The organism is Streptomyces amakusaensis (genome assembly GCF_039532665.1).
Classification (GTDB): Bacteria; Actinomycetota; Actinomycetes; order Streptomycetales; family Streptomycetaceae; genus Streptomyces; species Streptomyces amakusaensis.
This window is the reverse complement of sequence record NZ_BAAASB010000007.1, coordinates 160,782-187,172: the sequence shown is the minus strand read 5'-3', so window position 1 is coordinate 187,172 and position 26,391 is coordinate 160,782. Positions and strand designations below refer to the sequence as shown.

Genomic DNA, 26,391 nt, shown 5'->3' with positions numbered 1-26,391 from the left:
GGGAAGGGGATGCGCGGGATTCTCATCCCCTCTCATGCGCTCTCATCGCCTGCGCCCGACGCTCCCCTGATGGGTTCTGTCGTGGTGACCCCATTTTCACCGTTTCTACCGGAACATGTGGCGCTGGTCATTGCACCGCACGGGTGGTTTCGCGTTCGGGCGCGCCGTGTCTGCGGTGGCGGCGCGCCTCCGTCCCCTTCAGTGAAGTGAGACCAGTGTGATCATCCCAATTCCGTAAAACAGGATGAAGAGGTATAGACCATGTCCCAGGTCGACGAGCCAAACGGGAGGCCCGGCTCCCGGACCTCGCGGGCCACCGGCGGCATCCGGGCCTCCCGGGCGCTCCGCTCCGTCGCGCTGCTCGCCGGCGGAGCGCTCGCGCTGCCCGCCCTGTCGGGGTGCGCGGCCGACGACTCAGCCGGCCGCGCCGCCGCCCAGGACATCGCGGCGGCGAAGCGGGACAAGGTCGCCGACGGGGGGACGCTCCGCTGGGCGGTCGACGCGACCCCCGCCACCCTGAACGCCTTCCAGGCCGACGCCGACGCCGCCACCGCCCGGGTCGCCGGGGCCGTACTCCCCTCTCTCTTCACGATCGACAGGGCCGGCCGCCCGCAGCGCAACCCCGACTATGTGGAGTCGGCCGAGATCGTGGAGCGCGAACCCAAACAGGTCGTCCTCTACAAGCTCAACCAGAAGGGGGTCTGGAGCGACGGCCGGGAGATCGGCGCCCCCGACTTCGTCGCCCAGTGGCGCGCCCTCAGCGGCCGGGACACCGCGTTCTGGACCGCCCGCAACGCCGGGTACGACCGGATCGAGGAGATCCAGAAGGGCGCCAACGACCTGGAGGTCAAGGTGACCTTCAAGAAGCCCTACGCGGACTGGCGCTCCCTGTTCACCCCCCTCTACCCCAAGGACGTGACCGGTTCCCCGAACGCGTTCAACGACGGGGCGCGGAACAGGCTCAAGGCCACGGCGGGCCCGTTCCAGCTGGCGGCGCTCGACCGCAAGGCGGGCACCACCACCCTCGTACGCAACCCCCGCTGGTGGGGCGAGCAGGCCAAACTCGACTCGCTGGTGCTCACGGCCGTACCGCGCGAGAAGCGGGCCGCCGCCCTCGCGAGCGGAAAGGTCGACCTCGCGGAGGTCGACCGGACGACGGTGAACCGGATCGCCCTGGCCGAGCGGGACGCCGAGGACGCCAGGAACGCCGCGGCCCGGGCCGCCCGGGCCGCCGAGGGCCGCGAGGAGGAAGAGGGCGACACGAGCGCCGCCCGGCCCGCCCACGGCCCCGCCGCCGCGCTCACCACCTCGGCCGTCCTGCGCTCCTGGGCGCTGGCCAACGGCTCCGACGAGGAGAAGGCCGAAGCCGCGCAGGCCGCCCGCGCCCGGCACGCCAAGGCCGTCACCGTCTACGCCGGGGAGCAGCAGGGGCTGCGCGGCCTGGTGGTCCGCAAATCCCTGGAGCCCGCCTTCACCCAGCTCGCGCTGAACGGGGAATCGGGCCCGCTCGCCGACGACCGGGTGCGCCGGGCCATCGCCCGCGCGCTGGACCGCGAGGAACTCGCCGAGACCGTGCTGGGGCCGCTCGGACTGCCCGCCGCCCCGCCCGGAAGCCATCTGGCGCTCGCGGGCCAGCGCGCGTACACCGACAACAGCGGGGCGCTCGGCGAACAGAACACCCAGGAGGCGCAGGCCCTCCTCGCCGACGCGGGCTGGGTGCCCGGCGGCGCGCTCAAGAAGCCCCAGCCCGCCAAGGCGGGCGGCGAGGCCGGGGAGAGCACCTCCCCCGAGGACGAGGACGGAGAGGGCACGGAGGACACGGAGGACGGAGAGGACGGCAAGAACGCGGACGGCAAGAACACCGGACGCGCGGCGAAGGCCGAGGAGGCCGACGTCCCCTCCAGCGACGGTCTGTACATCGTCGGTGACGACGAGGCCGGCGGCGAGGCCAGGGCCGCCCACGGCAGCGGCTCGGGCACCGCGCACGTCCTCGCCCCGGCCCCGGTGACCTTCCAGGAGCTGGCCGTCCAGCCCCGGACCGCGGCCTCGCGCGAGAGCCGCGTCAGAGCGGCGGCGGCCCAGCGGCCGGGCGGCGACGCCCGGGGCGGCGTCGCGGGGGCCTACGCCCCCGCCGGTACCGCGGCCCCCGCCGGCTCCGCCGCTCCCGTCGCCGCCGGAGGACGGCTGGGCAAGGACGGCAAGCCGCTCACCCTGCGGTTCGTCCTGCCGGCCGGCCCCGGCTCGGAGTCGCTGCGCGCCGTCGGGAGCAAGATCGCCCGGATGCTGGACCGCATCGGCATCCGTACGGAGATCAGCAAGGTCCCGGACGAGAACTACTTCAAGGACCACATCGCCTCGGGCCGCTACGACCTGGCGCTCTACTCCTGGCCCGCCACCGCCTACCCGGCGACGGACGCCCGCCCCATCTACGCCAAGCCCGAGCCCGCGGGCGACGGCTCGCTGCTGGTGGAGCAGAACTACACCCGGGTGGGAACCGACTACATCGACCAGCTCTTCGAGCAGGCGGCGTCCGAGCTGGACGAGGAGGAGGCCCGGGACCTGGTGCGCCGGGCCGACGCCCGGATCTGGGCCGCCGCCGGGTCGATCCCGCTCTACCAGCGGCCCGAGCTGGTCGCGGCCCGGCCCGCCGTACGCAACGCCGGGGCCTTCGGCTTCGCGGCTCCCCGCTACCAGGACATCGGCTTCGCCGCCCCGAAGCCCAAGGCGAAGGCGAAGGCCGCAGCCGCCCACTCCGCCCACCGCGTCGAAACCGGCCAGAACCGCTCTGACCAGCACTGACCGGGCCCCGCCCACTTCCGCAACCTCTTTGCCAAAACCTCAGAACTGGCTCAACTCCCTTGCCCGCCGGATTCTCCGGCGGGCAAGATCGTGTCCACCCGTTGACCACGGTTCACGCACTCCGGCCAGGCCCCCCACCCCCCTCTCCCGCCCGTGTTCCGGGCCCCGAAACCGGACCGGGAGGCCCCGCGCGCGCGGGCCCCGTACCATGGGACAGAGCCGCGGCGCGTCCGCCCCGGCGGGGCGTACGAGGAAATCGCCGCATTCGACGCCGCATCCCACGATCGAGAGAAGCGCCAGCCAGCATGCCCACGCGCCATGACATTCGTAACGTCGCCATCGTCGCCCACGTCGACCACGGCAAGACCACCCTGGTCGACGCCATGCTGAAGCAGGCCGGAGCCTTCGCAGCGCACCAGCAGGTCGATGACCGGGTCATGGACTCGAACGACCTGGAGCGCGAGAAGGGCATCACGATCCTCGCCAAGAACACGGCGGTGAAGTACCACCCCAAGGCCGGCGGGGCGCCCATCACGATCAACATCATCGACACCCCCGGCCACGCCGACTTCGGTGGCGAGGTGGAGCGCGGTCTGTCCATGGTCGACGCGGTCGTCCTCCTGGTCGACGCCTCCGAGGGCCCGCTTCCGCAGACCCGCTTCGTGCTGCGCAAGGCCCTCCAGGCCCGGATGCCCGTCATTCTCTGCATCAACAAGACGGACCGTCCCGACTCCCGTATCGACGAGGTCGTCAACGAGACCTACGACCTCTTCCTCGACCTGGACGCCGACGAGGACCAGATCGAGTTCCCGATCGTCTACGCCTGCGCCCGTGACGGCGTCGCGTCGCTGACCAAGCCGGCCGACGGCACGGTCCCCACCGACAGCGACAGCCTGGAGCCCTTCTTCTCCACCATCCTGGAGACGGTCCCGGCCCCCGAGTTCGACGAGTCCGCGCCGCTCCAGGCCCATGTCACCAACCTGGACGCCGACAACTTCCTCGGCCGTATCGCGCTTCTCCGCGTCGAGCAGGGCGAGCTGCGCAAGGGCCAGACCGTCGCCTGGATCAAGCGGGACGGCACCATCGCCAATGTCCGCATCTCCGAGCTGATGATGACCGAGGCGCTCACCCGCAAGCCGGCCGAGGTGGCCGGTCCCGGCGACATCTGCGCCGTCGCGGGCATCCCGGACATCATGATCGGCGAGACGCTGGCCGACCCGGAGAACCCGATCGCGCTGCCGCTGATCACGGTGGACGAGCCCGCCATCTCCATGACCGTCGGCACCAACACCTCGCCGCTGGTCGGCCGGGGCGGCACCGGCAAGGGCGCGGACAACAAGGCCGCGGTCAAGGACCGCAAGGTCACCGCCCGCCAGGTCAAGGACCGGCTGGAGCGCGAGCTGGTCGGAAACGTCTCGCTCCGTGTTCTGGAGACCGAGCGTCCGGACGCCTGGGAGGTGCAGGGCCGCGGTGAGCTGGCGCTGGCCATCCTGGTCGAGCAGATGCGCCGCGAGGGCTTCGAGCTGACCATCGGCAAGCCCCAGGTGGTCACCAAGCTGGTCGACGGCAAGGTCCACGAGCCGGTCGAGCGCCTCACGGTCGACGTCCCCGAGGAGCACATGGGCGCGGTCACGCAGCTCATGGGCACCCGCAAGGGCCGGATGGACAACATGTCCAACCACGGCTCCGGCTGGGTCCGCATGGAGTTCGTCGTCCCGTCCCGGGGCCTCATCGGCTTCCGTACGGAGTTCCTGACCAACACCCGCGGCACCGGCATCGCCCACTCCATCCACGAGGGCCACGAGGCGTGGTTCGGCGAGCTCAAGACCCGTAACAACGGCTCGCTGGTCGCCGACCGCTCGGGCGCGGTCACCGCCTTCGCGATGACCAACCTCCAGGAGCGCGGTGTGCTCTTCACCGAGCCCGGCACCGAGGTCTACGAGGGCATGATCGTCGGCGAGAACTCCCGCGCCGACGACATGGACGTGAACATCACCAAGGAGAAGAAGCTCACCAACATGCGCTCCTCCTCGGCCGACTCCTTCGAGGCGATCGTTCCGCCGCGCAAGCTGTCGCTGGAGCAGTCGCTGGAGTTCTGCCGCGACGACGAGTGCGTCGAGGTGACCCCGGAGGCCGTGCGCATCCGCAAGGTCAACCTGGACGGCCGCGAGCGCGCCCGCGCCGCCTCCCGCGCCAAGCACGGCTGACAGACACGGCCACAGGCTCCGGACACCCCCTGACGCGCTCCGAGCGCGTCAGGGGCCCTTCTGGCTGAAAACGGCCCGGGTGACCCCTCCACGAGGGGCCACCCGGGCCGTTCTCGTTCGCCCGTCCCGTGGGAAACTGACAGTTTGGGCCAGCGGTCGCCGGAAGCCCGTCAACAGGTTTTCCTACCCCGTCTGTCCGACTATCGGGCGTAGCTCACCGGAAACCTGCATTAACAGTCCGTTTCGGGGGTGTCTGTCTGCGATCCCTTTGTCCGAATTGTGGTCCCCGGGCCTGCACTGATGTTGCCAAAACGAGATGCTTTAAGTGTGGTTTACAGCCCGAACTTACCCAATAGTTGGCTTCACTGAGCTCGGGTCAACGGGTCATGCGCTGTGGGGAGCGCCGACTCACGAGCACACGGGGTACAGCTCTTCGCCGTCAGGGGTGTCGGTGGGTGTCTTGTGCCCAGCCTTGCAGTGAACACGTGGACTCATGAGGAGGAACCCATGCGCGGTGCCACGAGCGCCAGTGGGGTCGGGTCGTCACAGATGGCTTGTACGGCCGGTTTCCAGCGCATTCCATCCGGTCAGGCCGCCGACGTCGGCCGCCGATCCTGAGCCCCGGTCAACCGCTCGGCTCGCGCTCCTGAGGGTGGAATCTATCCCCATTGACGCACTTTCCAGCTGATACGCCCGTGGCTGATCCACAGGCGTAGGCAGTACGGCCGGCCGCCCGCCAAGGGCGGTGCGGCCGGCGAGGGGATCGTCATACGGCGGCGGAACCGACGGTACGAGTGCACCCACTCGACCGTCACCGCCGACGTGCGCAGGATCGCGGGTCACCCGACACCCGTGAATGGACACATCATGACCAGTCCAATCGAGGCCGAGGTCACGGAAGCCTCTGTCGCCTTGGACAAAGAGACCGCGACCAAGAACGACGCCGCGGACGGCAACAACCACACCGGTCGCTCGCCCGGTCAGCTGATGTGGTCGCGCTTCAAGCGCGACCGTGTCGGCATGATCTCCGCCGGCGTCGTCATCTTCTTCTTCGCGATCGCCGCACTGGCGCCCGTGATCTCCAAGCTGTACGGCAAGGATCCGTACACGCTCTACCCGGACGAGTTCCCCGAGCTGCTCGACGACTTCTCGATGCCCGTGGGCACCTTCGGCGGAGTCTCCGGGGACTTCTGGTTCGGCATCGAGCCGGAGCTGGGTCGCGATGTGTTCACCATGCTGCTCTACGGCATGCGCACCTCGCTCTACATGGCGCTCGTCATCACCTTCCTGGCCGTGATGACCGGCGTGATCATCGGCATGGTCGGCGGCTACTTCGGCGGCAAGGCGGACTACTGGATCGGCCGGACGACGGACTTCTTCCTCGCCTTCCCGAACCAGCTGTTCTTCATCGCCTTCATGCCCGTCGTGACCGCGCTGTTCGTCTCCCCGACGGACGAGACCCCCACCTATCTGCGCGCCGTCTCGATCATCCTGGTGATGTGGTTCCTGGGCTGGATGGGCATGGCCCGTCTGGTGCGCAGCTCCGTACTGTCCCTGCGTGAGCGCGAGTTCGTGGAGGCCGCCAAGGTCTCCGGAGCCTCCCGCTGGCGGATCGTCCGCAAGGAGATCCTGCCCAACATCGTCACGCCGATCCTGGTGCAGGGCACCTACACCCTTCCGAGCTCCATCCTGACGATCGCCTTCCTCTCGTACGTAGGCGTCGGCTTTGTGGAGCCCACCCCGGACTGGGGACGCATGTTCGCCATCGGTGCCAAGGTCTACGAGCAGAACCCCGCGTTCATGTTCTTCCCCGGCGTCGCCATGGTGATCTTCGTTCTCGCCTTCAACCTTCTCGGCGACTCCGTCCGGGACGCGTTCGACCCCAAGACCGGACGATGACGTCCTTGGGCGGGGGTGGCTGCCGCCCCCGCGTCGCCGGGCAACCGGTCGGTCATGGCAGCTCTTGATGGATAACAACGGACAGGTAGGTGCAACGCGCATCATGAAGCCCCTTCGCTCACGTTCCGCGCGCGTCATAGTCGTGGCCGCCGCGGCCGGCTCCCTGGCGCTCACCGGGTGCTCCAAGAACGAAGCCGACAACACCAAGGACGAGTCCAAGAGCCAGAAGGACGCGGCCTCGCAGTCGAAGCCGGTTGTCTACGCCAAGGCGGCGGAGTCCACCGGCCCCGCGGCCGAGGTTCCGGGCGCCAAGTCGGGCGGCACGATCAACGTGCTGATGGAGTCCGACATGAGCCACATGGACCCGGGTCAGATCTACGTCAGTGACGCGGGTCAGCTGGCCAACCTGCTCCACCGGGGTCTGACCAACTTCCAGGAGGACGACAAGGGCAACCTGACCGTCGTCGGCGACATCGCCACCGACTCGGGCACCCCGTCCGAGGGCGGCAAGGTCTGGACGTACACGCTCAAGGACGGCATCAAGGACCAGAATGGCAACGCCATCACGTCCGCCGACGTCCGTCACTCCATCGAGCGCATGTACTCGAAGGTGATCTTCGACGGCCCGCCCTACGTCCAGAGCTGGCTCTCCGGCGACGACTACCGCAAGGCGCTCCCGGACGGCCCCTACAAGGGCAAGCACCTCCCGGACAGCGTGCTCGCGACCCCGGACGCGAAGACCGTGGTCTTCAAGTTCAAGCAGGCGCAGCCCGACCTGCCGCAGGCCCTCGCGATGGCCGGCTACTCCGTCGTTCCGGAGAAGGCCGACACCAAGGCGAAGTACGACAAGGCCCCGGTCGCCCTCGGCCCCTACAAGATCGCCGAGTACAAGCCGGGCAAGTCCCTCAAGCTGGTCAAGAACACCAACTGGGACCCGAAGACCGACTCCGTCCGCCACCAGTACGTGGACGGCTACGACTTCTCGCTCACCATCGACCAGGCCAGCCAGAGCAAGCGCCTGATCGCGGACCAGGGTGACGCCAAGAACGCCATCCAGTGGACCGACCAGGTCGACCCGACCATGATCAAGGACGTCATCTCCAAGCCTGACGTCAACAAGCGCAGCATCAAGGGCTACCAGCCCTACGTCTGGCAGCTGTCCTTCAACCTGGACAAGATGAAGGACAAGAAGGTCCGCGACGCCATCACGCACGCGATGCCGAGCCAGCGCATGATCGCGCAGGACGGCGGCAAGTACGGCGGCGAGCTGGCAGGCGGTCTGATGGGTCCGACCCTGCCGGGCTTCGACCCCTCGTACGACCCCTTCGGCAAGCTGAAGAAGCCGAACGGTGACCTGGCCAAGGCCAAGGAGCTGCTGAAGGAGGCGGGTGTCAAGGCCGGCACCAAGCTGACCTACGCGTACTCCAGCGCCCCGCGCAGCCAGAAGCAGATGGTCGTCGTCCGTGGCATGCTGGAGAAGCTCGGCTTCGACGTGCAGGCCAAGGAGATCGACCGCGCGACGTACTACCAGCAGATCGGCAAGCTGGACAACCCGTTCGACCTGTACATGAGCGGCTGGGGCCAGGACTGGCCGTCGCCCTCCACCGTCATCACCCCCGTCTACGACGGTGACCTGATCTCCGACGGTGCGTCGAACTACTCGCACATCAACGACGAGCAGGTCAACAAGGGCATCGACGAGGCTCTGACGCTGGAGCCCGCGGCTGCCGCGAAGAAGTGGACCGAGATCCACAAGCGCATCGTGGAAGAGATCAACCCGGCTGCCCCGGTCTACTACTCGAAGCAGATCCAGCTGACCGGTTCGAATGTCGGCGGCGTCAAGTACAGCGTTGAGTCGAGCTACATCGACATCAACGACCTGTTCCTGAAGAACCCGTAACCCCGGTCCACACCTCACCGGCTCACGGTTGATCCGTGGGGGTGCGCGCCAGGCGGAGCGCACCCCCACGGGCCCTTTTTCTCACAACCCCCGCCGCCTACCGAAGAGAGCAGCCTCCCGCGATGCTTCAGTTCCTTCTCCGCAGGTTGACCGGCGCCGTAGTGATCATGTTTCTGATCGGCGCGTTCACGTTCTTCCTGTTCTACACAATTCCTCAGGACTTCGCCGAGCTCGCCTGCGGCAAGAACTGCTCGCCGCAGAGCATCGCGGTCATCCGTGAGAATCTCGGCCTCGACAAGCCCATCACCACCCAGTTCTGGGAGTTCATGGGCGGCATCCTGACCGGCCGTGACTTCGCCACCGGGCACTGCCCCGCGCCGTGTCTGGGTGTCTCTTTCGAGACGAGTGAATTCGTCTGGGCCTCCATCGTCGACCGTTTCCCGCTGACGCTCTCCCTGACCGTCGGTGGTCTGGTCATCTTCCTGGTGCTCGGACTCGGATCGGGTCTGCTCGCCGCCTGGAAGCGCGGCACCTGGATCGACAAGCTGGTCAGCAGCACCTCGATGGTCCTCAGCTCTTTCCAGATCTACTTCCTGGGGCCGATCGTCCTCGGCATCTTCGTCTACAGCACGGGCTGGCTGGAGAATCCCAAGTACGTGCCGTTCACCGAGAATCCGGCGGCCTGGGCCCTGGGTCTGCTGATCCCCTGGGCGGTCATGGCGACCATCTTCACCGCCCAGTACACGCGTATGGCGCGCTCGACCATGATCGAGCAGCTGCAGGAGGAGCACGTCCGCACCGCCCGGGCCAAGGGCATGAAGCAGGGCTACGTATTCTTCCGTTATGCCTGGCGCGGTTCGCTGACTCCCATCGTGACCATCCTCGGCATGGACCTGAGCGGTCTGCTCGCCGGCGCGGTCGTCACCGAGTTCACCTTCGACCTGGCCGGCATCGGCCGTCTCGCCGTGAACTCCTCGCTCAGCAAGGACCTGCCGCTGACGATGGGGGTGATGCTGTTCGGAGCGTTCTTCATCCTGATCCTGAACATCATCGTCGACCTCGCCTATGCCTACATCGACCCGCGCGTGCGCCTCGCCTAGGAGAACGACCGTGACCACACTGACCAAGACCGAAGACACACCGGCCCCGACCGGGCCGGAGGCCTTCCTCTCGGTTCGCGACCTGCGGGTGCGGTTCTCCACCGAGGACGGCATCGTCAACGCGGTCAGCGGCCTCTCCTTCGACGTCGAGCGCGGCAAGACCCTGGGCATCGTGGGCGAGTCGGGCTCCGGAAAGTCCGTGACCAACCTCGCGGTGCTCGGACTGCACAACCCGAAGAGCTCCGCCGTCGAGGGCGAGATCATCCTGGACGGCCAGGAGCTGGTCAGCGCCTCCGAGAAGGAGATGGAGAAGATCCGCGGCAACAAGGCCGCGATGATCTTCCAGGACCCGCTGACCGCGCTCTCGCCGTACTACACGGTCGGACGGCAGATCGCCGAGCCGTTCATGAAGCACACCGGCGCCTCCAAGAAGGAGGCGAAGGCACGGGCCATCGAGATGCTCGACAAGGTCGGCATCCCGCAGCCCGCGACGCGCTTCAACGACTACCCGCACCAGTTCTCCGGCGGTATGCGCCAGCGCGCGATGATCGCCATGGCGCTGATCTGCGACCCCGACCTCCTGATCGCCGACGAGCCGACCACCGCGCTCGATGTGACCGTCCAGGCCCAGATCCTCGATCTGCTCAAGGACCTTCAGCAGGAGTTCGGCTCGGCGATCATCTTCATCACCCACGACCTGGGCGTCATCGCCAACATGGCCGACGACCTGCTGGTGATGTACGGCGGCCGGGCCGTGGAGCGCGGCAGCGTCCGCGAGGTGCTCCAGACGCCCAAGCACCCCTACACCTGGGGCCTGCTCAGCTCGATGCCGCGCCTCGGGGGCGACCTCGACGAGCCGCTGGTGCCGATCCCCGGATCCCCGCCGAGCCTTCTCAACCCGCCTCCGGGCTGTGCCTTCCACCCGCGTTGCGCCTTCACGGACGAGGTGGACGGCGGGCTGTGCTCGAGCGAGAAGCCGCAGCTGGCCACCGGACGGGCCGCTGCCTGCCACCTCTCGGCCGAGCAGAAGCAGACCATCTTCATCGATCAGATCAAGCCCAGGCTGGGCTAGGGAGACGCAGAGACATGAGCAAGAATGTCACCCTGCCGCATCAGCAGGGATCAACGGACGCCGGGCCGGGCGAGCCGCTTCTCTCCGTCGAGGGACTGGAGAAGCACTTCCCGATCTACGGCGGTTTCCCCTTCCGCAAGCAGGTCGGCGCGGTCAAGGCGGTCGACGGTGTCGACCTCCAGATCTACCCGGGCGAGGCTCTCGGCGTCGTCGGCGAGTCCGGCTGTGGCAAGTCCACCACCGGACGGCTGGTCACCCGGCTGCTGGAGCCCACCGGCGGCAAGATCACCTACGCCGGTCAGGACATCACCCACGCGGGCCGCAAGCAGCTGGCGCCGATCCGGTCCGAGATCCAGATGATCTTCCAGGACCCGTTCTCCTCGCTGAACCCGAGGCAGACCGTCGGCACCATCATCAAGAGCCCGATGGAGGTCAACAACATCAACCCGCCCGGCGGTCGTGAGACCCGGGTGCGGGAGCTGCTGGAGACCGTCGGTCTCAACCCCGAGCACTACAACCGCTTCCCGCACGAGTTCTCCGGCGGTCAGCGGCAGCGCATCGGCGTGGCGCGGGCCCTCGCGCTGGAGCCGAAGCTGATCGTCGCGGACGAGCCCGTCTCGGCGCTGGACGTCTCGATCCAGGCACAGGTCGTCAATCTGCTCCAGAAGGTGCAGAGCGAGCTGGGCATCGCCTTCATGTTCATCGCCCACGACCTGGCGATCGTCCGGCACTTCTCGCAGCGCGTGGCCGTGATGTACCTGGGCAAGGTGGTGGAGGTCGCCGACCGCGACTCCCTCTACACCCGGCCCCGGCACCCGTACACCCACGCCCTGCTCTCGGCCGTGCCCGAGGCGGACGTGGACGCGTCGAAGAAGGACCGCATCCGGCTCTCCGGGGACGTCCCCTCGCCGATCATGCCGCCGTCCGGCTGCCGCTTCCGCACCCGCTGCTGGAAGGCGACGGAGAAGTGCGCGTCGGAGGACCCGCCGCTGGTGCAGATCTCCGGCAACCGCGAGGGTCACCTGACCGCCTGCCACTTCCCGGAGGAGCCCACGCTCTCCCGCGGCAAGGACGTCGTGATGGACCCCGCGCTCGCCGCGCTGGAAGAAGGACACACCGCCAAGGACTGATTCCGGGGCGGGGAAGGGCCCCGGGCCGCCGTACGGGCGGCCCGGGGCCCTTCGCCATGTCCGGGAGCCTCCGGCGGGCCCAGACGGGCTTCCGGCTGGCTCCGGCGGGCGGAAAACGCGTTGCACGGCCGGTCGCGCACCCCCGACAGTGATCCGATGGACGATCTCACCATCAGACCTGTGGTCCCCGGGGACGCGCCGGCGATCTGCCGCCTCCTCAACGCCGTGGACATGATCGAGATCGGCCGGGCGGAGACCGACCTGCGCTCCGTCGAGGCCGATCTCTCCCACCCCGAAGCAGGCCTCCCCGACAACTCCTGGCTGGCGCTCGCCGGCGGCGAGCCGGTCGGGTACGGACTGATGTGGGACGACTCCGGCGCCGAGCGCATCGACATGGACCAGTACATCCTCCCGGACCACCAGGACGCGGCGGAGCGGCTCTTCGAGCTGATGGAGGCCCAGGCGGCCCGGCGGGCGGCGGGCAACGGCGCGGACCGGGCCGTCGTCCATCTGCATCTGAACGCGCACCCCACCCTGGACACCGCGATCCCCCTCCGCCGGGGCTGGCGCACCGTGCGCCGCTACCACGTGCTCACCCGCCCGCTCGACCCCGCCGCCGAACCCGTGCCCGCGCCCCCGCCGGGCCTCACCCTGCGCGACTGCCGCGACGAGGCCGACCGCGTCATCGCCCACGAGCTGATCCAGGACACCTTCGCCCGGCACTTCGACCACCAGCCGCGCACCTATCGGCAGTGGCTCGACGACCTCGGCGAGCTGATCGACTGGTCGCTGGTGTGGATCGCCTCTCTCGACGGCGACGGCGACGGCGACGGCCAGGCTTCCGGCCCCGGCCCCGGCTCCGGTTCCGGTGACGTCGCCGTGATGGTGACCTCGAACCACCGCGAGGCCCAGGGCTGGATCAACAGCCTCGGGGTGCGCGAGCGGGCCCGGGGCCGGGGCATCGCCTCGTATCTGCTGCGCCACGCCTTCGGGGTGTACGCGGGGCTGGGCCGCGCCGAGATCGGCCTCGGCGTGGACACCGGGAACGAGACGGGCGCGCTGCGGCTGTACGAGGCGCACGGCATGGCGCAGCACTTCGCCGCGGACACCTGGGAGGTGACCCTGCCGGTCACCCCGGCCCCCGCCCCCTGACGCCCCCCTGCGCCCCCGCGCTCGTCCGTCCGGCGGTGTCCGGCATGCGGATCGCCATACTTCGGGGTGATATTCGGTCCAACGGCAGGCCCTGAGCGACACCGCGGACCGAGGAGGCATCCATGCGTGGAGCCAAGCACGCCACCTGGGCCGTCTGCGCGGTGGCCGCCGCCCTCACGGCGACGGCCTGCGGCGGGGGCGGCGCGAGCGGCAGCGGGGTGAACGGCGTCGTCAGCGCCTCCTGGGGCGACCCGCAGAACCCGCTGGAGCCCGCGAACACCAATGAGGTGCAGGGCGGCAAGGTCCTCGACATGGTCTTCCGGGGGCTCAAGAGATACGACCCCAAGACCGGCGAGGCCAAGGACATGCTCGCCGAGAGGATCGACACCTCCGACTCCGTCAACTTCGCCATCACCGTCAAGGACGGCTGGACCTTCAGCAACGGCGAGAAGGTCACCGCCCGCTCCTTCGTCGACGCCTGGAACTACGGCGCGGACCTCCGCAACAACCAGCGCAACGCCTACTTCTTCGGCTACATCGACGGCTACACCGCGCTCCACCCCGACTCCGGCGACCCCACCGCCACCACCCTCTCCGGCCTCAAGATCACCGGCGAGCGGACCTTCACCGTCAAACTCAGCCAGAAGTTCTCCACCTGGCCCGACACCCTCGGCTACGCCGCCTTCGCCCCGCTGCCCAGGGCGTTCTTCGACGACCACGCCGGCTGGCTCGCCAAACCCGTCGGCAACGGCCCGTACACCGTCGACGCGTACGCCAGGGGCTCGCAGATGTCCCTGCGGAGATGGGACGGCTACCCCGGCTCCGACAAGGCCCTCAACGGGGGAGTCGACCTCGTCGTCTACACCGACAACAACACCGCCTACACCAATCTCCTCGCCGGCAACCTCGACCTCGTCGACGACGTACCCGCCGCCCAGCTCAAGAACGTGAAGACCGACCTGGACGGCCGGTACATCAACACCCCCGCCGGCATCATCCAGACCCTCGCCTTCCCCTACTACGACCAGGCATGGAACGCCCCCGACGGCGCGAAGCTCCGCACCGGGCTCTCCCGGGCGATCAACCGGCAGCAGATCACCGACACCATCTTCCAGAAGACCCGCACCCCCGCCAAGGACTGGACCTCCCCCGTACTCGGCACCGAGGGCGGCTTCCAGGACACCCTCTGCGGCGACTCCTGCGCGTACGACCCCGCCGAGGCGAAGAAACTGATCGACGAGGCAGGCGGCATCCCCGGCGGCCAGATGAAGATCACCTACAACGCGGACACCGGCTCCCACAAGGACTGGGTCGACGCCGTCTGCAACAGCATCAACAACGCCCTCGGCGAGGACCAGGCGTGCGTCGGCAACCCCATCGGCACCTTCGCCGACTTCCGCGGCCAGATCACCCAGTCCAAGATGCCCGGCCCCTTCCGGGCCGGCTGGCAGATGGACTACCCGCTGATCCAGAACTTCCTCCAGCCGCTCTACTACACCAACGCCTCCTCCAACGACGGCAAGTGGAGCAACAAGGACTTCGACCGCCTCGTCGACCGGGCCAACGCCGAGAGCGACACCGCCAAGGCCGTGGCCCTCTTCCAGCAGGCCGAAGAGGTCCTGCGCGATCAGATGGCGGCCATCCCGCTCTGGTACCAGAACGGCAGCGCCGGCTACTCGCACCGCATCTCCAACGTCGCCCTGAACCCGTTCAGCGTCCCGGTCTACAACGAGATCAAGGTCGCCTGACCGGAAGGCCCCGGCCCCCGCGCCCGCCCCGCCGGACCACCCCTTCCACCGTGACCACGACCCCGGGAGCCCCTGATGGGACGTTATGTGATCCGGCGGCTGCTGCAGATGATCCCCGTCTTCTTCGGCGCCACGCTGCTGATCTTCCTCATGGTCAATGTGATGGGCGACCCCGTCCAGGGCCTCTGCGGCCAGCGGGCCTGCGACCCCGCCACCGCCGCCCAGCTGCGCAAGGAGTTCGGCCTCGACAAGCCGGTGTGGCAGCAATACCTCACCTACATGGGCAACGTCTTCACCGGCGACTTCGGCACCGCCTTCAACGGCCAGCCCGTCATCGAGCTGATGGCCGACGCCTTCCCGGTCACCATCCGGCTCACCCTGGTCGCGATCTTCTTCGAGATCGTCATCGGCATCACCCTCGGAGTGATCACCGGACTGCGCCGGGGCCGCCCCGTCGACACCTCCGTCCTCCTGCTCACCCTCGTCGTCATCTCCGTCCCCACCTTCGTCACCGGCCTGCTGCTCCAGCTCCTCCTCGGCGTCGAATGGGGCATCATCAAGCCCGCCGTCTCACCCGCCGCCCCCCTCGACGAGCTGATCGTCCCCGGCCTGGTCCTCGCCTCCGTCTCGCTCGCCTACGTCACCCGGCTCACCCGGACCTCCATCGCCGAGAACGCCCGCTCCGACTACGTCCGCACCGCCAAGGCCAAGGGCCTGCCCCACCGCCGGGTCATCACCCGCCATCTGCTCCGCAACTCCCTCATCCCCGTCGTCACCTTCATCGGCACCGACATCGGCGCGCTGATGGGCGGAGCGATCGTCACCGAGCGCATCTTCAACATCCACGGCGTCGGCTACCAGCTCTACCAAGGCATCCTCCGCCAGAGCACCCAGACCGTCGTCGGCTTCGTCACCGTGCTGGTGCTGGTCTTCCTCCTGGCGAATCTGCTCGTGGACCTGCTGTACGCCGTACTCGACCCGAGGATCCGCTATGCCTGAGCCGCCGTTCGACGACCAAGGAGCCATCGCGCCGACCGGCGCGGGCGGCACGATGGACCTCGCCACCGGCGAGGGCGAGAGCCTGGAACACCTCCCCGGCGGACCCCTCGGCACCGGCCCGGAGAAGGCCCGCAGCCTCTGGTCCGACGCCTGGCGCGATCTGCGCCGCAACCCCGTCTTCATCCTCTCCGCGCTGTTCATCCTCTTCCTGGTGACCATCGCGATCTGGCCCTCCCTGATCGCCTCCGGAAACCCCCTCCAGTGCGATCTGGCCAAGGCCCAGGAGGGCTCCCAGCCCGGCCACCCCTTCGGCTTCAACGGCCAGGGCTGCGACGTCTACACCCGTACCGTCTACGGCGCGCGCACCTCCGTCACCGTCGGCGTCTGCGCCACCCTCGGCGTCGCGCTCCTCGGCTGCGCCCTCGGCGGGCTCGCGGGCTTCTACGGGGGAGCGCCGGACGCCGTGCTCTCCCGGCTCACCGACGTCTTCTTCGCCATCCCCGTCATCCTCGGCGGACTCGTCCTCCTCTCCGTCGTCCAGTCCACCACCGTCTGGCCCGTCGTCGGATTCATGGTGCTGCTCGGCTGGCCCCAGATCTCCCGCATCGCCCGGGGCTCGGTCATCACCGCCAAACACAACGACTACGTCCAGGCCGCCCGCGCCCTCGGCGCGTCCAACGCCCGGATGCTGCTCCGCCACATCGCGCCCAACGCGATCGCCCCCGTCATCGTCGTCGCCACCATCGCGCTGGGCACCTACATCTCCCTGGAGGCGACCCTCTCCTACCTCGGCGTCGGACTGAGACCGCCCACCGTCTCCTGGGGCATCGACATCTCCTCCGCCTCGCCCTACATCCGCAACGCCCCGCACATGCTGCTCTGGCCGGCCGGCGCGCTGGCCGTCACCGTGCTCGCGTTCATCATGCTCGGCGACGCGGTGCGCGACGCCCTCGACCCCAAGCTGCGCTGAGGAGCCCGCGATGCTGCTCGAAGTACGAGATCTTCACGTCGAGTTCCGTACCAGGGAAGGGGTCGCCCGGGCCGTCAACGGCGTCGACTACACCGTCGAGGAGGGCCGGACCCTCGCCGTCCTCGGCGAGTCGGGATCCGGGAAGTCCGTCACCGCCCAGGCCGTCATGGGCATCCTCGACACGCCCCCGGGCCGGATCACCGGCGGCCAGATCCTCTTCCAGGGCGAGGACCTGCTGAAACTCAAGGAGGAACAGCGGCGGAGGATCCGCGGCGCGGGAATGGCGATGATCTTCCAGGACGCCCTCTCCTCGCTCAACCCGGTGCTCAACGTCGGCGACCAGCTCGGCGAGATGTTCACCGTCCACCGGGGACTGTCCCGCAAGGCGGCCCGCGCCCGCGCCGTCGAGCTGATGGAGCGGGTCGGCATCCCCGGCGCGGAGGAACGCGTACGGCAGTACCCCCACCAGTTCTCCGGCGGCATGCGCCAGCGCATCATGATCGCCATGGCGCTGGCCCTGGAGCCCGCCCTGATCATCGCCGACGAGCCCACCACCGCCCTCGACGTCACCGTCCAGGCCCAGGTGATGGAGCTGCTCGCCGGGCTCCAGCGCGAGCTGAACATGGGGCTGATCCTCATCACCCACGACCTCGGAGTCGTCGCCGACGTCGCCGACCGGATCGCGGTGATGTACGCGGGCCGGATCGTGGAGACCGCCCCCGTCCACGACATCTACCGCGCCCCCGCCCACCCCTACACCCGGGGCCTGCTCGAATCGATCCCCCGCCTGGACCAGAAGGGCCGGGAGCTGTACGCCATCAAGGGCCTGCCGCCCAATCTCACGCGCATCCCGCCCGGCTGCGCCTTCAACCCCCGCTGCCCCATCGCCCAGGACATCTGCCGCACCGACGAACCACCGCTGTACGAGGTCGCCCCCGGGCGCCGCAGCGCCTGCCACTTCTGGCGGGAGACGCTCGGCCGGGAGAAGCCCGGCGAAAAGCCCGGCGAAAAGCCCGGGGGAGAACCCGGGGCCACGAGCGAGGAGCAGGCCGATGACTGAGCCGATCCTCGAAATGCGCGGACTGGTCAAGCACTACCCGCTCACCCGGGGCATCCTGTTCAAGAAGCAGATCGGCGCGGTCAAGGCCGTCGACGGCGTCGACCTCGATCTGCTGCCCGGCGAGACCCTCGGCATCGTGGGCGAGTCCGGCTGCGGGAAGTCCACCCTCGCCAAGATGATCGTCCACCTCGAACGCCCCACCGCCGGGGTGCTCCGCTACAAGGGCGAGGACGTCACCAAGCTCTCCGGCCGCGCCCTGAAGCGCGTGCGCCGCAATATCCAGATGGTCTTCCAGGACCCGTACACCTCGCTCAACCCCCGGATGACCGTCGGCGACATCATCGGCGAACCGTTCGACATCCACCCCGAAGTGGCCCCCAAGGGCGACCGCGGGCGCAGGGTGCGCGAACTGCTCGACGTGGTCGGACTCAACCCCGAGTACATCAACCGCTATCCCCACCAGTTCAGCGGCGGCCAGCGGCAGCGCATCGGCATCGCCCGGGGACTGGCGCTCCGGCCGGAGATCATTGTCGCCGACGAGCCCGTCTCGGCGCTCGACGTCTCCGTCCAGGCCCAGGTCATCAATCTGCTCGCCGCGCTCCAGCGGGAACTGGGCCTCAGCCTCGTCTTCATCTCCCACGACCTGTCGATCGTCCGCCACATCTCCGACCGGGTCGGTGTGATGTACCTCGGACGGGTGGTGGAGCTGGGCCGCGACGAGGAGATCTACGACCACCCCACCCACCCGTACACCCAGGCCCTGCTCTCCGCCGTGCCCGTGCCGGACCCGCTCGCCCGTGAGCACCGTGAACGGATCCTGCTCGGCGGCGACGTCCCCTCGCCCGCGCACATCCCCTCCGGCTGCCGCTTCCGCACCCGCTGCTGGAAGGCGCGGGAGAGATGCGCCCTGGAGGTGCCCCTGCTCGCGGTCCCCGCCGAGTTCAGGCTCGCCGAAGGCCCGGCGAAACACCCCTCGGCCTGTCACTTCGCCGAGGAGAAGCGGGTCGTGCCGACCGCCGGCCCGAGCGACTGAGCGGTCCGAGCGGCTGAGCGCCCGAGCCCGCCCGAGCGCCCGCTCCCCCTCGCGCCCGAGCGTCTGAGCGGCCTCTTTTACGCCGGGGCAACGCGCCCGTCGCCGGCCCGACACACGGACTCGCCAGGCTGGGGCGCGTACGGCCGTGCGGGTGCCGTGGACCGTCCGGAAGTCCGTCATGTCACTTCCGGACGGTCGGGCCCGCCCGGGGCCGTGGCCGGGTCCCGGCCCGGGTCCGGAGTCAGGGAAAAGATTCGGCCAGATCTGAGAGCTCGCCGAGGAGGCCCGACCGGGCCCCGGCGGGGACGGTCCGCCCTGCGCCCAACTCCCCTTCCCGCCACCGGCGCTCGTATTCCGGTCGGACGACGTCACATTGAAGACACTCCCGTCGGTCGTGCGCCCCCGTGTGCTGCCGTGCACCGATCAATGCGTTCGCACGGATAGTTATGATCCGTAGCGCAAGGTGGGTAGAACCATCTGGCACATGCAAGCTGCCTGTCCCGACCGAATATCTGTGGAGGTGAACCGCCGTGGCACTCTCGATTTCGGCGGTGCTGCTGCTGGCGATCATCGTCTTCCTGCTGATCCGGAAGTCCGGACTCAAGGGGGGACATGCCGCGGTCTGCATGTTGCTCGGGTTCTATCTCGCCAGCTCGTCCATCGCGCCGACGATCGCCGATCTGACGTCGAACGTGGCGGGGATGATCGGCGACTTCAAGTTCTGACCCGTCCCACCCGCAAACACCCGTAAGGACCGCCGGCTCGCCGAGCCGGCGCGGCGGCACCCCCTTGCCTCGTAGGGTGTCCCCATGAAGGATCCTTCCGCCCGTCGTCTGCTCCTGGTGCACGCGCACCCCGACGACGAGTCGATCAACAATGGCGCGACGATGGCCAGGTACGCCGCATCGGGCGCCCAGGTCACCCTGGTGACCTGCACCCTCGGAGAAGAGGGCGAGGTCATCCCGCCGGAACTCGCCGCCCTCACCTCCGACCGCGAGGACCGGCTGGGCCCGTACCGGGCGACCGAACTGGCCGCCGCGATGAAGGAGCTGGGCGTCACCGACCACCGCTTCCTCGGCGGGCGGGGACGCTTCCGCGACTCCGGGATGATGGGCGTCGGACAGAACGAGCGCGAGGGCGTCTTCTGGCGCACCCCCGTCGAGACGGCCGCCGCACCCCTCGTGGAGATCATCCGATCGGTGCGTCCCCAGGTCCTGGTCACCTACGACCCCGACGGCGGCTACGGCCACCCCGACCACATCCAGGCCCACCGGGTCGCCACGCTCGCCGCCACGCTCGCCGCCGACCCCGGCCACCGGCAGGACCTCGGCGAGCCCCACACCATCGCGAAGATCTACTGGAACCGGGTGCCGCGCTCGGTGGCCGAGGAGAGCTTCGAGCGCCTGCGCGCCCAGCCGCTGACGGGGTTCGCGGACGGCGTCGCCCGCGTCGACGACGTCCCCGGAGTCGTGGACGACACGCTGATCACCACCGAGATCGACGGCACCGCCCACGCGGGGGCCAAGGCGGCGGCCATGCGCGCCCACGCCACCCAAGTCGTGGTCGACGGCGACCGTTTCGCGCTCTCCAACCATCTCGCCCAGCCGATCTTCACGACCGAGTACTACGAGTTGGTCCAGGGCGCGCCCGGCGCGCCCACCGGCGAACGTGAGCGCGATCTCTTCGCGGGAATCGCCGGATGAGCGCCGACAGGACCCCCGGCGGGGCCTCCGGCGAGACCCCCGGCGGGAACGGGCGCGCCAAGGCGGCGGGACCTCTGCGGATCGCCGCGTACCTCGGACTTCTGCTGCTCGGCGCGGTGGTCGGCACGGCCGGATCCCTGGTCCAGGGAGCCTGGTTCCCCGGCGGTCTGCTGCTCGCGCTGCTGGCCTCGGCGGGCCTCTTCCTGGGCTCGGCCCGGGCCGTCGGAACCCAGCTCGCGGTCTTCGCGTCCGCCGCCGGATGGCTGGTCACCGTCCTGTGGCTGAGCGGCGGACGCCCGGAGGGGGACGGGGTCTTCTCCGCCGGGATCGGACCGATCGTCTACATCATCGGAGGGATGACCCTCGCTGTGATGTGTGCCACCATGGCGCGTTCGACGCAACCGGGCGGCATCATCACCCGACTTGACAGATAAAGGACGTGCGGCACCCCCGGGGGGCCGGCGTTCGCCGGGTCCGCCCGGGAGTGTCGTCGAAGTGGCGTCGCCCGCCTCGCAGGGGGGCAGGCGGAACGTTGAGGACACGAACTAGGGTGTCGCCACGGAGAGCGTCGCATTCCCGTGCCGGCCATGCCCGTACGGCCGGACGTCATGGCGCTCCGTACCGTCGCAGAGATCAGTGTCCGTGGCGGCCAGTATGGTGGTGCGCGCCGCCGAGCCGCCCACAGCAGTAGCTATCCAGTAAGAAACGGGCGGCGAAGCCAACCGGGAGAACCTGCTTTGAGTCGTGAAACTGACAGTTCGTCCTCCGGGCCCCAGGGGCGCGGTGGAGCCGCGTACCCCTCGGGGACACCGCCGTACGGATCGCGCCAGTATCCGTCCCCGCAATCGACGCAGGACACTCCTGACGGCGCGGCGGCCGGTGTCGCCGACGGGTCCCCCGAGCAGCGGGCGGACGGCGCCAGGACCAAGTCCGAGCCGAAGACCGAGACGACGCTGACGACGCGCATCCGGATCAACATTCCGGGATCGCGGCCGATTCCGCCCGTGGTGATGCGCAAGCCGATGGCCGACGCGGATTCCGCGGCCGGTTCCGCGGCCGGTGCTCCCGGGGCTCCGGGAGCCGCCGAGGCGGACATCGAGCGTACGGCGGCGATGCCGGTGATAGGCGGTCCGGACGCCCCGGGCTCCGCCGTGCCCGCGCCCGCACCGGCCCCCGGCCCCGCGCCGGTCGCCGCTGCGCCGGCTGAGGAGAAGGCCGCGCCCAACGACTGGTTCGCGCCACGGCGGGGCTCCACCAATGGGGCCGGCATGCCGTCCCCGGCGGCCGGGGCCGACGCTTCGGCGGCGCAGCCCGCTCCGCCGGGCGTCCCGGCCGCTCCGCAGCCTCCGACGCCCGCCCAGGGCCTTCCGCCGACCCCGCACGGGCTGCCGCCGGGTCCGCTGGACATTCCGTCCGGCTACCAGGGCACGGTCCCGGGCGACGCTTTCGCGGGTACGGCCCCCGGCCCTCAGGACCCCTTCCAGGCCCAGGCCCCGGCCGGCCCCGACGCGCTGCCCTCCCCCCGGCGTCCCGCGCCCGGTGCGCAGGGCATGATGGCGGGCCTCCAGGGCACCGCGCCCACGCCGCCCGCCGCGCAGGACGGGCTGCCCGCGCCCCGGGGCCCGGTCCCCGGTCCGCAGGGCGGCGCTCACCCGGCCGAGGCCTCCCAGCCCCGCAGCGCGCTGAGCGATCTGGCGACGGGCAGCGGTGTCCCCGCCGACGGCCCGGCGGCTCCGGCCGGAGCCACCTCGGGACCGGCGCGCGGCACCATGCCGCTGGGCCGGCGCCCCGGCAAGGGCGCTCCGGCGGGCCCCGGCGGCTCGGCGGGCGGCCCGCCCCGGATGTCCGACGACACCGCCGTGCTGACCCCGCAGAAGCCCGCTCCCGGACCGGCGGCCGGACCCGGCCCCGGCGGCCAGGTCTCCGGGGACACGCTCACCAGCGGCATCCCGGTCGTCCCGGCCGAGCACCGGGGTCCGGGCGCGCGCGGTCCCAAGACCAAGGGCGGTCCCAAGGCCAAGGGCGGCGGCGCTTCCCCGGCGTCGGCGTTCCCCGGCGGTCCCGGCCCCGGCCCCGGCCCCGGCTCGGCCGGTGGCCCCGGGGGCTCCGGCGGTCCGGCGGGTCCCGCCGGTCCTGAAGGGTCCGCCGCCCCCGCGTTCCCGTTCCCGGCCCCGACCCCCGCGCCCGCGCGTTCCGCCCCGCCCGCCAAGAAGAAGAAGGGCCGCTCCAAGCTGGTCCTCCTCGGCGCGGCCGTGGTCGGTCTCGCCGGTGTCGCCTACGGCGCCGGTCTGCTGCTGAACCACTCCGAGGTGCCCAAGAGCACCACGGTCCTCGGCGTGGACATCGGCGGCGGCACCAAGGAGCAGGCGGTCGTCAAGCTGGAGCAGGCCCTCGGCAAGCGGGCGGCCACCCCCCTCCAGCTCACCGTCGGCGGCAAGAAGGCGCAGCTCGCCCCGGACAAGGCCGGTCTGGTGCTGGACAGCCAGGAGACCGTCCGCAAGGCGGCCGGCAGCGACTACAACCCCGTCTCGGTGATCGGTTCGCTCTTCGGCGACGCGCGGGTCGTGGAGCCGGTGATCCCGGTGGACGAGGAGAAGCTGAGCGTCGCGCTCACCGACCTCGCGGGCGAGTCGGGCTCGGCGGTCGAGGGCACAATCACGTTCGAGCCGGGCAAGGCCGTCGCCGTCCCCGGGAAGCCGGGCCAGGCGCTGGACGTCTCCCGTTCCATGATCTCGGTGAAGGACGCGTTCCGCGCCCAGGTCGAGACGGGGAAGCCGAGCGCGGTCCAGCTGCCGGTCGCCAAGCGCGAGCCGGCGATCGGCCAGGACGAGATCGACCGGGCCATGAAGGAGTTCGCCGAGCCCGCGATGTCCGGTCTGATCACCATCAAGGCCGGCGGCCGGGACATCCCCTTCGGCCCCTCGATCTCGCTGCCGCAGATCCTCTCCATGAAGCCGGTGGACGGCAAGCTGGTCGAGGTCTACGACAAGGAGGCCATCGAGCGGCTCATGGGGCAGACCTTCGTCGGTGTGATGATCACCAAGGGCGACGGCAAGCAGCACCAGCTCAGCCCGACCGACATCGCCCAGGCGATGGGACCGGCGCTGCGCGGCAAGACGCCTCAGGAGCGCACGGTGGAGATTCCGCTGAACCCGAGCTGAATCGAGTTCAATCCGAGCTGATCCGATGCCCGGCCGGGCCGTCAGGCCCCGGCCGGGCATCGCGCTCTCCCGGTACGGCAGCGGCGTGAGCGCTCAGTTCAGCCTCGCGCGGGCCGCCCTGGCCCGTCCCCGGATCGACTCGGCGGCCGACGGCTCCACCGCCGCCACCAGCTCGGCGTACGCCTCCAGCTCCGCAGCGCCGGTCAGGAAGTCCCCGCGCCGCACCAGCAGTTCCGCCCGCTCGTAGCGCAACCGGGCCGGATGGGAGGGCAGCAGCAGCGCCAGCTCCACCGCCCAGAGGCCGACCTCCGAGCGCTCCGGCCGGGCCGCCGCCCAGGCGCGGATGTTGTTCAGGATCCGCAGCACCACATCGAGCGTGGACGCCGGGGCCAGCGAGGCGGGGTCGAGCGGCGCGCCCGTCGCCCCCGTCACCAGCAGCTCGGCGTCGGTCCCGGACAGCGGCCTGCCGCCGGCGAAGGGATCCGCGAGCACCGGCCCCTCGGGGGCGTCGCTCTCCCCGAAGCCGACCACGAAGTGGCCGGGGAGAGCCACCCCGTACACCGGGGCCCCGGCCCGCCGGGCCACCTCCGACCAGACCACGGAGAGCAGGATCGGCAGTCCCCGGCGGCGCCGCAGCACCTCGTGGAGCAGGGAGGACTCCAGGTGCTCGTAGTCGCCGGCGGTGCCGTGGAAGCCCTCGCGACCGCCGAGCAGCTCGGCCAGGGCCGCGGCCCAGGCGTGCGGGCTCTTCGGCCCGTACGGCAGCTGTCCGGCGAGCCGGTCCAGTTCGATCTGGGCCGCGTCGATCCCGGTCTCGCCCATCGCCGGATCGGCGACCGCGCCGATCAGCAGGGCGAGCAGCGAGAGATCGGGGTGCTCCGAGCGTGCCTCCTCGGCGAACCGGTTCCGGTGCTCGGCGCGATCGTCGTGCATGTTCACTCGTACCCGTCTGTCGGAGGCTTCAGGGGCCGGGCCGGAAGTGGTGATAGCTGTGGTGGGTCTCGAAGCCCATGCCCCGGTACAGCGCGCGTGCCCCTTCATTGTCCGTCTCCACCTGGAGCCAGGCGGCGGACGCCCCCTCCGCCAGCGCCCGCCGGGCGAGCGCGGTCATCACGGCCGTGGCGAGCCCCTGCCTGCGGTGGGCCGGGTCGACCTCCACCGCCATGAACCCCGCCCACCGGCCGTCGATCACGCACCGGCCGATCGCCGCGGGCACGTCGCCGCCGCCGGACACCGAGGCGAACCACACGGAGGGGCCGCTGCCCAGCACCTTCAGCACATGCGCGCCGGCCTCGCCGGAGCGCTGGTAGCGGCGCAGCCACGCCTCGTCGAAGGAGCGCGCCAGGGTCACCCGGTCCGCATCGGCGTCGAGATCGGCGACGGGCGCGAGCCCCGCGATCCGTACGTCGGCCGAGACCTCGCGCCGCCAGCCGCGCGCCTCCAGTTCGGCGGCGAGTGCCTCCTGGGTTCCGGCGGCCCCGGTCGCGGCCTGTACGTACGGGGGCAGATTCCGGGCCCGGTACCAGTCGCTCACCTGTGCCAGCGCTTCGATGAGCGGGACTCCGGGATCGCCGGTCGGCAGCGCCGAGTTCGCCCGCCGGGTGAAGCCTGCGGCGGCCCGCAGCCGCCACTCGCCGAGCGGTTCGCTCTCCACCGGCTGCCAGGCCCTCGCGGTCACCCGGGTCAGCTCCGTGAAGTCCGTCGCGGGCCCCCGTCTGCGGGCGGGTGCGGCGGGGACGACCTTGCCCGCGACCAGGGATTCTTCCGGGACGCTGACGACCTCACCGGTCTTCCGTGTGATCAGCAGCACACCGTTGTCCCAGGATGTGAGAACGCCGACCGCGTCGGTGAAGGCGGGGCTCTCGGTCGCCATGTCGACAAGGCGTCTGATTGATACCCGTTTGCCCACGTCAAGGGGTGTAATACGGACTTCGAGTCGTCCGGAGCCGATGAATTCCACAGGTCTGCGAGCCCCTCCTGTTCGGATCGTCCTCAGGAACGGAGATACTAGAGGCGGGCATCGACGACGCCGCGCTCCCGCGCAAATGCCAGCCCTACCGAGGAGGAACGACAGCGTGACCTACGTCATCGCGCAGCCTTGTGTCGACGTCAAGGACAAGGCATGCATCGAGGAGTGCCCCGTCGACTGCATCTATGAGGGTTCCCGGTCCTTGTACATCCACCCGGACGAATGCGTCGACTGTGGAGCGTGCGAGCCGGTGTGCCCCGTTGAGGCGATCTTCTACGAGGACGACACTCCGGAGGAGTGGAAGGACTACTACAAGGCGAACGTCGAGTTCTTCGACGAGCTGGGTTCGCCCGGCGGCGCTTCCAAGCTGGGGCTGATCGAGCGCGACCACCCCTTCGTGGCCTCGCTGCCGCCGCAGGCCTAGCGTCTCGGCGAGTCCGTCCCCCTTCCGGTCCCGTACGGTCGTCGTCCGTGCGGGACCGAGGTGTT

At 70.0% G+C, this 26,391-nt stretch carries 20 protein-coding genes; 18 read left to right on the top strand and 2 right to left on the bottom strand.

Going from position 1 to position 26,391, the window contains the following annotated elements:
* Window positions 1-261: 261 nt before the first annotated feature.
* From ABD371_RS14845 to ABD371_RS14765, 17 genes are all read left to right on the top strand, one after another.
* Window positions 262-2,799, top strand: a complete 2,538-nt coding sequence (locus tag ABD371_RS14845; RefSeq protein ID WP_344476858.1) for an ABC transporter family substrate-binding protein — start codon at window positions 262-264, stop codon at window positions 2,797-2,799.
* A 305-nt stretch (window positions 2,800-3,104) separates the two neighbouring features.
* The gene (gene typA, locus ABD371_RS14840; protein ID WP_190124575.1) at window positions 3,105-5,006 is read left to right on the top strand and encodes a translational GTPase TypA; all 1,902 of its coding nucleotides are present in this window, start codon (window positions 3,105-3,107) and stop codon (window positions 5,004-5,006) included.
* Window positions 5,007-5,873: 867 nt separating this feature from the next.
* The gene (locus tag ABD371_RS14835; RefSeq protein WP_344476855.1) at window positions 5,874-6,905 is read left to right on the top strand and encodes an ABC transporter permease; all 1,032 of its coding nucleotides are present in this window, start codon (window positions 5,874-5,876) and stop codon (window positions 6,903-6,905) included.
* 103 nt (window positions 6,906-7,008) lie between these two features.
* On the top strand, window positions 7,009-8,805 hold the full coding sequence (locus ABD371_RS14830; protein ID WP_344476853.1) for an ABC transporter substrate-binding protein: 1,797 nt from the start codon (window positions 7,009-7,011) through the stop codon (window positions 8,803-8,805).
* Between the two features lie 122 nt (window positions 8,806-8,927).
* Window positions 8,928-9,905 carry an ABC transporter permease gene (locus ABD371_RS14825; protein ID WP_344476850.1) on the top strand — a complete coding sequence of 326 codons (978 nt, stop codon included), beginning with the start codon at window positions 8,928-8,930 and terminating at the stop codon, window positions 9,903-9,905.
* 10 nt (window positions 9,906-9,915) lie between these two features.
* Window positions 9,916-10,977 carry an ABC transporter ATP-binding protein gene (locus tag ABD371_RS14820; protein ID WP_344476848.1) on the top strand — a complete coding sequence of 354 codons (1,062 nt, stop codon included), beginning with the start codon at window positions 9,916-9,918 and terminating at the stop codon, window positions 10,975-10,977.
* Window positions 10,978-10,991: 14 nt separating this feature from the next.
* Window positions 10,992-12,107: an ABC transporter ATP-binding protein gene (locus ABD371_RS14815; protein WP_344476846.1), complete on the top strand. Its 1,116-nt coding sequence runs from the start codon at window positions 10,992-10,994 to the stop codon at window positions 12,105-12,107.
* 156 nt (window positions 12,108-12,263) lie between these two features.
* Window positions 12,264-13,259, top strand: a complete 996-nt coding sequence (locus ABD371_RS14810; protein WP_344476844.1) for a GNAT family N-acetyltransferase — start codon at window positions 12,264-12,266, stop codon at window positions 13,257-13,259.
* A 122-nt stretch (window positions 13,260-13,381) separates the two neighbouring features.
* On the top strand, window positions 13,382-15,007 hold the full coding sequence (locus tag ABD371_RS14805; protein ID WP_344476842.1) for a peptide ABC transporter substrate-binding protein: 1,626 nt from the start codon (window positions 13,382-13,384) through the stop codon (window positions 15,005-15,007).
* A 75-nt stretch (window positions 15,008-15,082) separates the two neighbouring features.
* Window positions 15,083-16,006: an ABC transporter permease gene (locus ABD371_RS14800; protein WP_344476840.1), complete on the top strand. Its 924-nt coding sequence runs from the start codon at window positions 15,083-15,085 to the stop codon at window positions 16,004-16,006.
* The gene (locus ABD371_RS14795) at window positions 15,999-16,976 is read left to right on the top strand and encodes an ABC transporter permease (protein WP_344476837.1); all 978 of its coding nucleotides are present in this window, start codon (window positions 15,999-16,001) and stop codon (window positions 16,974-16,976) included. The genes ABD371_RS14800 and ABD371_RS14795 overlap by 8 nt, the downstream gene beginning before the upstream one ends.
* A 10-nt stretch (window positions 16,977-16,986) precedes the next feature.
* Window positions 16,987-18,036, top strand: coding sequence for an ABC transporter ATP-binding protein (locus tag ABD371_RS14790; protein WP_344476835.1), 1,050 nt, complete (start codon window positions 16,987-16,989; stop codon window positions 18,034-18,036).
* A complete protein-coding gene (locus ABD371_RS14785; RefSeq protein WP_344476833.1) occupies window positions 18,029-19,069 on the top strand; it encodes an ABC transporter ATP-binding protein in 1,041 nt (346 codons plus the stop codon). Before ABD371_RS14790 ends, ABD371_RS14785 begins: the two co-directional genes overlap by 8 nt.
* A gap of 530 nt (window positions 19,070-19,599) precedes the next feature.
* Window positions 19,600-19,794 carry a hypothetical protein gene (locus ABD371_RS14780; protein ID WP_190124587.1) on the top strand — a complete coding sequence of 65 codons (195 nt, stop codon included), beginning with the start codon at window positions 19,600-19,602 and terminating at the stop codon, window positions 19,792-19,794.
* An 84-nt stretch (window positions 19,795-19,878) separates the two neighbouring features.
* Window positions 19,879-20,772, top strand: a complete 894-nt coding sequence (gene mshB / locus ABD371_RS14775) for an N-acetyl-1-D-myo-inositol-2-amino-2-deoxy-alpha-D-glucopyranoside deacetylase (RefSeq protein WP_344476830.1) — start codon at window positions 19,879-19,881, stop codon at window positions 20,770-20,772.
* The gene (locus ABD371_RS14770; RefSeq protein WP_344476828.1) at window positions 20,769-21,206 is read left to right on the top strand and encodes a DUF6113 family protein; all 438 of its coding nucleotides are present in this window, start codon (window positions 20,769-20,771) and stop codon (window positions 21,204-21,206) included. Before mshB ends, ABD371_RS14770 begins: the two co-directional genes overlap by 4 nt.
* Window positions 21,207-21,509: 303 nt before the next feature.
* Window positions 21,510-23,933 (top strand): hypothetical protein, encoded by a 2,424-nt coding sequence (locus ABD371_RS14765; RefSeq protein WP_344476826.1) that lies wholly within the window; start codon window positions 21,510-21,512, stop codon window positions 23,931-23,933.
* Between the two features lie 93 nt (window positions 23,934-24,026).
* On the opposite strand, the gene ABD371_RS14760 is transcribed toward ABD371_RS14765, so the two are convergent.
* Complete coding sequence (locus ABD371_RS14760) at window positions 24,027-24,866, bottom strand: transglutaminase family protein (RefSeq protein WP_344476824.1); 840 nt, start codon at window positions 24,864-24,866, stop codon at window positions 24,027-24,029.
* Between the two features lie 28 nt (window positions 24,867-24,894).
* Window positions 24,895-25,893 carry a GNAT family N-acetyltransferase gene (locus tag ABD371_RS14755; RefSeq protein WP_344476822.1) on the bottom strand — a complete coding sequence of 333 codons (999 nt, stop codon included), beginning with the start codon at window positions 25,891-25,893 and terminating at the stop codon, window positions 24,895-24,897.
* A 115-nt stretch (window positions 25,894-26,008) separates the two neighbouring features.
* Between ABD371_RS14755 and fdxA the strand changes: the two genes are divergently transcribed.
* Window positions 26,009-26,326, top strand: coding sequence for a ferredoxin (gene fdxA / locus ABD371_RS14750; protein ID WP_190124593.1), 318 nt, complete (start codon window positions 26,009-26,011; stop codon window positions 26,324-26,326).
* The last annotated feature ends 65 nt before the right edge of the window (window positions 26,327-26,391 follow it).

What these genes read in the sequence shown, in the direction of transcription:
- ABD371_RS14830 (WP_344476853.1), top strand. Translation starts at nt 7,009, where the DNA reads ATGAAGCCCCTTCGCTCACGTTCCGCGCGCGTCATAGTCGTGGCCGCC.
- ABD371_RS14785 (WP_344476833.1), top strand. Translation starts at nt 18,029, where the DNA reads ATGACTGAGCCGATCCTCGAAATGCGCGGACTGGTCAAGCACTACCCG.
- typA (WP_190124575.1), top strand. Translation starts at nt 3,105, where the DNA reads ATGCCCACGCGCCATGACATTCGTAACGTCGCCATCGTCGCCCACGTC.
- ABD371_RS14845 (WP_344476858.1), top strand. Translation starts at nt 262, where the DNA reads ATGTCCCAGGTCGACGAGCCAAACGGGAGGCCCGGCTCCCGGACCTCG.
- ABD371_RS14815 (WP_344476846.1), top strand. Translation starts at nt 10,992, where the DNA reads ATGAGCAAGAATGTCACCCTGCCGCATCAGCAGGGATCAACGGACGCC.
- mshB (WP_344476830.1), top strand. Translation starts at nt 19,879, where the DNA reads ATGAAGGATCCTTCCGCCCGTCGTCTGCTCCTGGTGCACGCGCACCCC.
- ABD371_RS14825 (WP_344476850.1), top strand. Translation starts at nt 8,928, where the DNA reads ATGCTTCAGTTCCTTCTCCGCAGGTTGACCGGCGCCGTAGTGATCATG.
- ABD371_RS14790 (WP_344476835.1), top strand. Translation starts at nt 16,987, where the DNA reads ATGCTGCTCGAAGTACGAGATCTTCACGTCGAGTTCCGTACCAGGGAA.
- ABD371_RS14805 (WP_344476842.1), top strand. Translation starts at nt 13,382, where the DNA reads ATGCGTGGAGCCAAGCACGCCACCTGGGCCGTCTGCGCGGTGGCCGCC.
- ABD371_RS14760 (WP_344476824.1), bottom strand. Translation starts at nt 24,866, where the DNA reads ATGCACGACGATCGCGCCGAGCACCGGAACCGGTTCGCCGAGGAGGCA.
- ABD371_RS14810 (WP_344476844.1), top strand. Translation starts at nt 12,264, where the DNA reads ATGGACGATCTCACCATCAGACCTGTGGTCCCCGGGGACGCGCCGGCG.
- ABD371_RS14795 (WP_344476837.1), top strand. Translation starts at nt 15,999, where the DNA reads ATGCCTGAGCCGCCGTTCGACGACCAAGGAGCCATCGCGCCGACCGGC.
- ABD371_RS14770 (WP_344476828.1), top strand. Translation starts at nt 20,769, where the DNA reads ATGAGCGCCGACAGGACCCCCGGCGGGGCCTCCGGCGAGACCCCCGGC.
- ABD371_RS14835 (WP_344476855.1), top strand. Translation starts at nt 5,874, where the DNA reads ATGACCAGTCCAATCGAGGCCGAGGTCACGGAAGCCTCTGTCGCCTTG.
- ABD371_RS14800 (WP_344476840.1), top strand. Translation starts at nt 15,083, where the DNA reads ATGGGACGTTATGTGATCCGGCGGCTGCTGCAGATGATCCCCGTCTTC.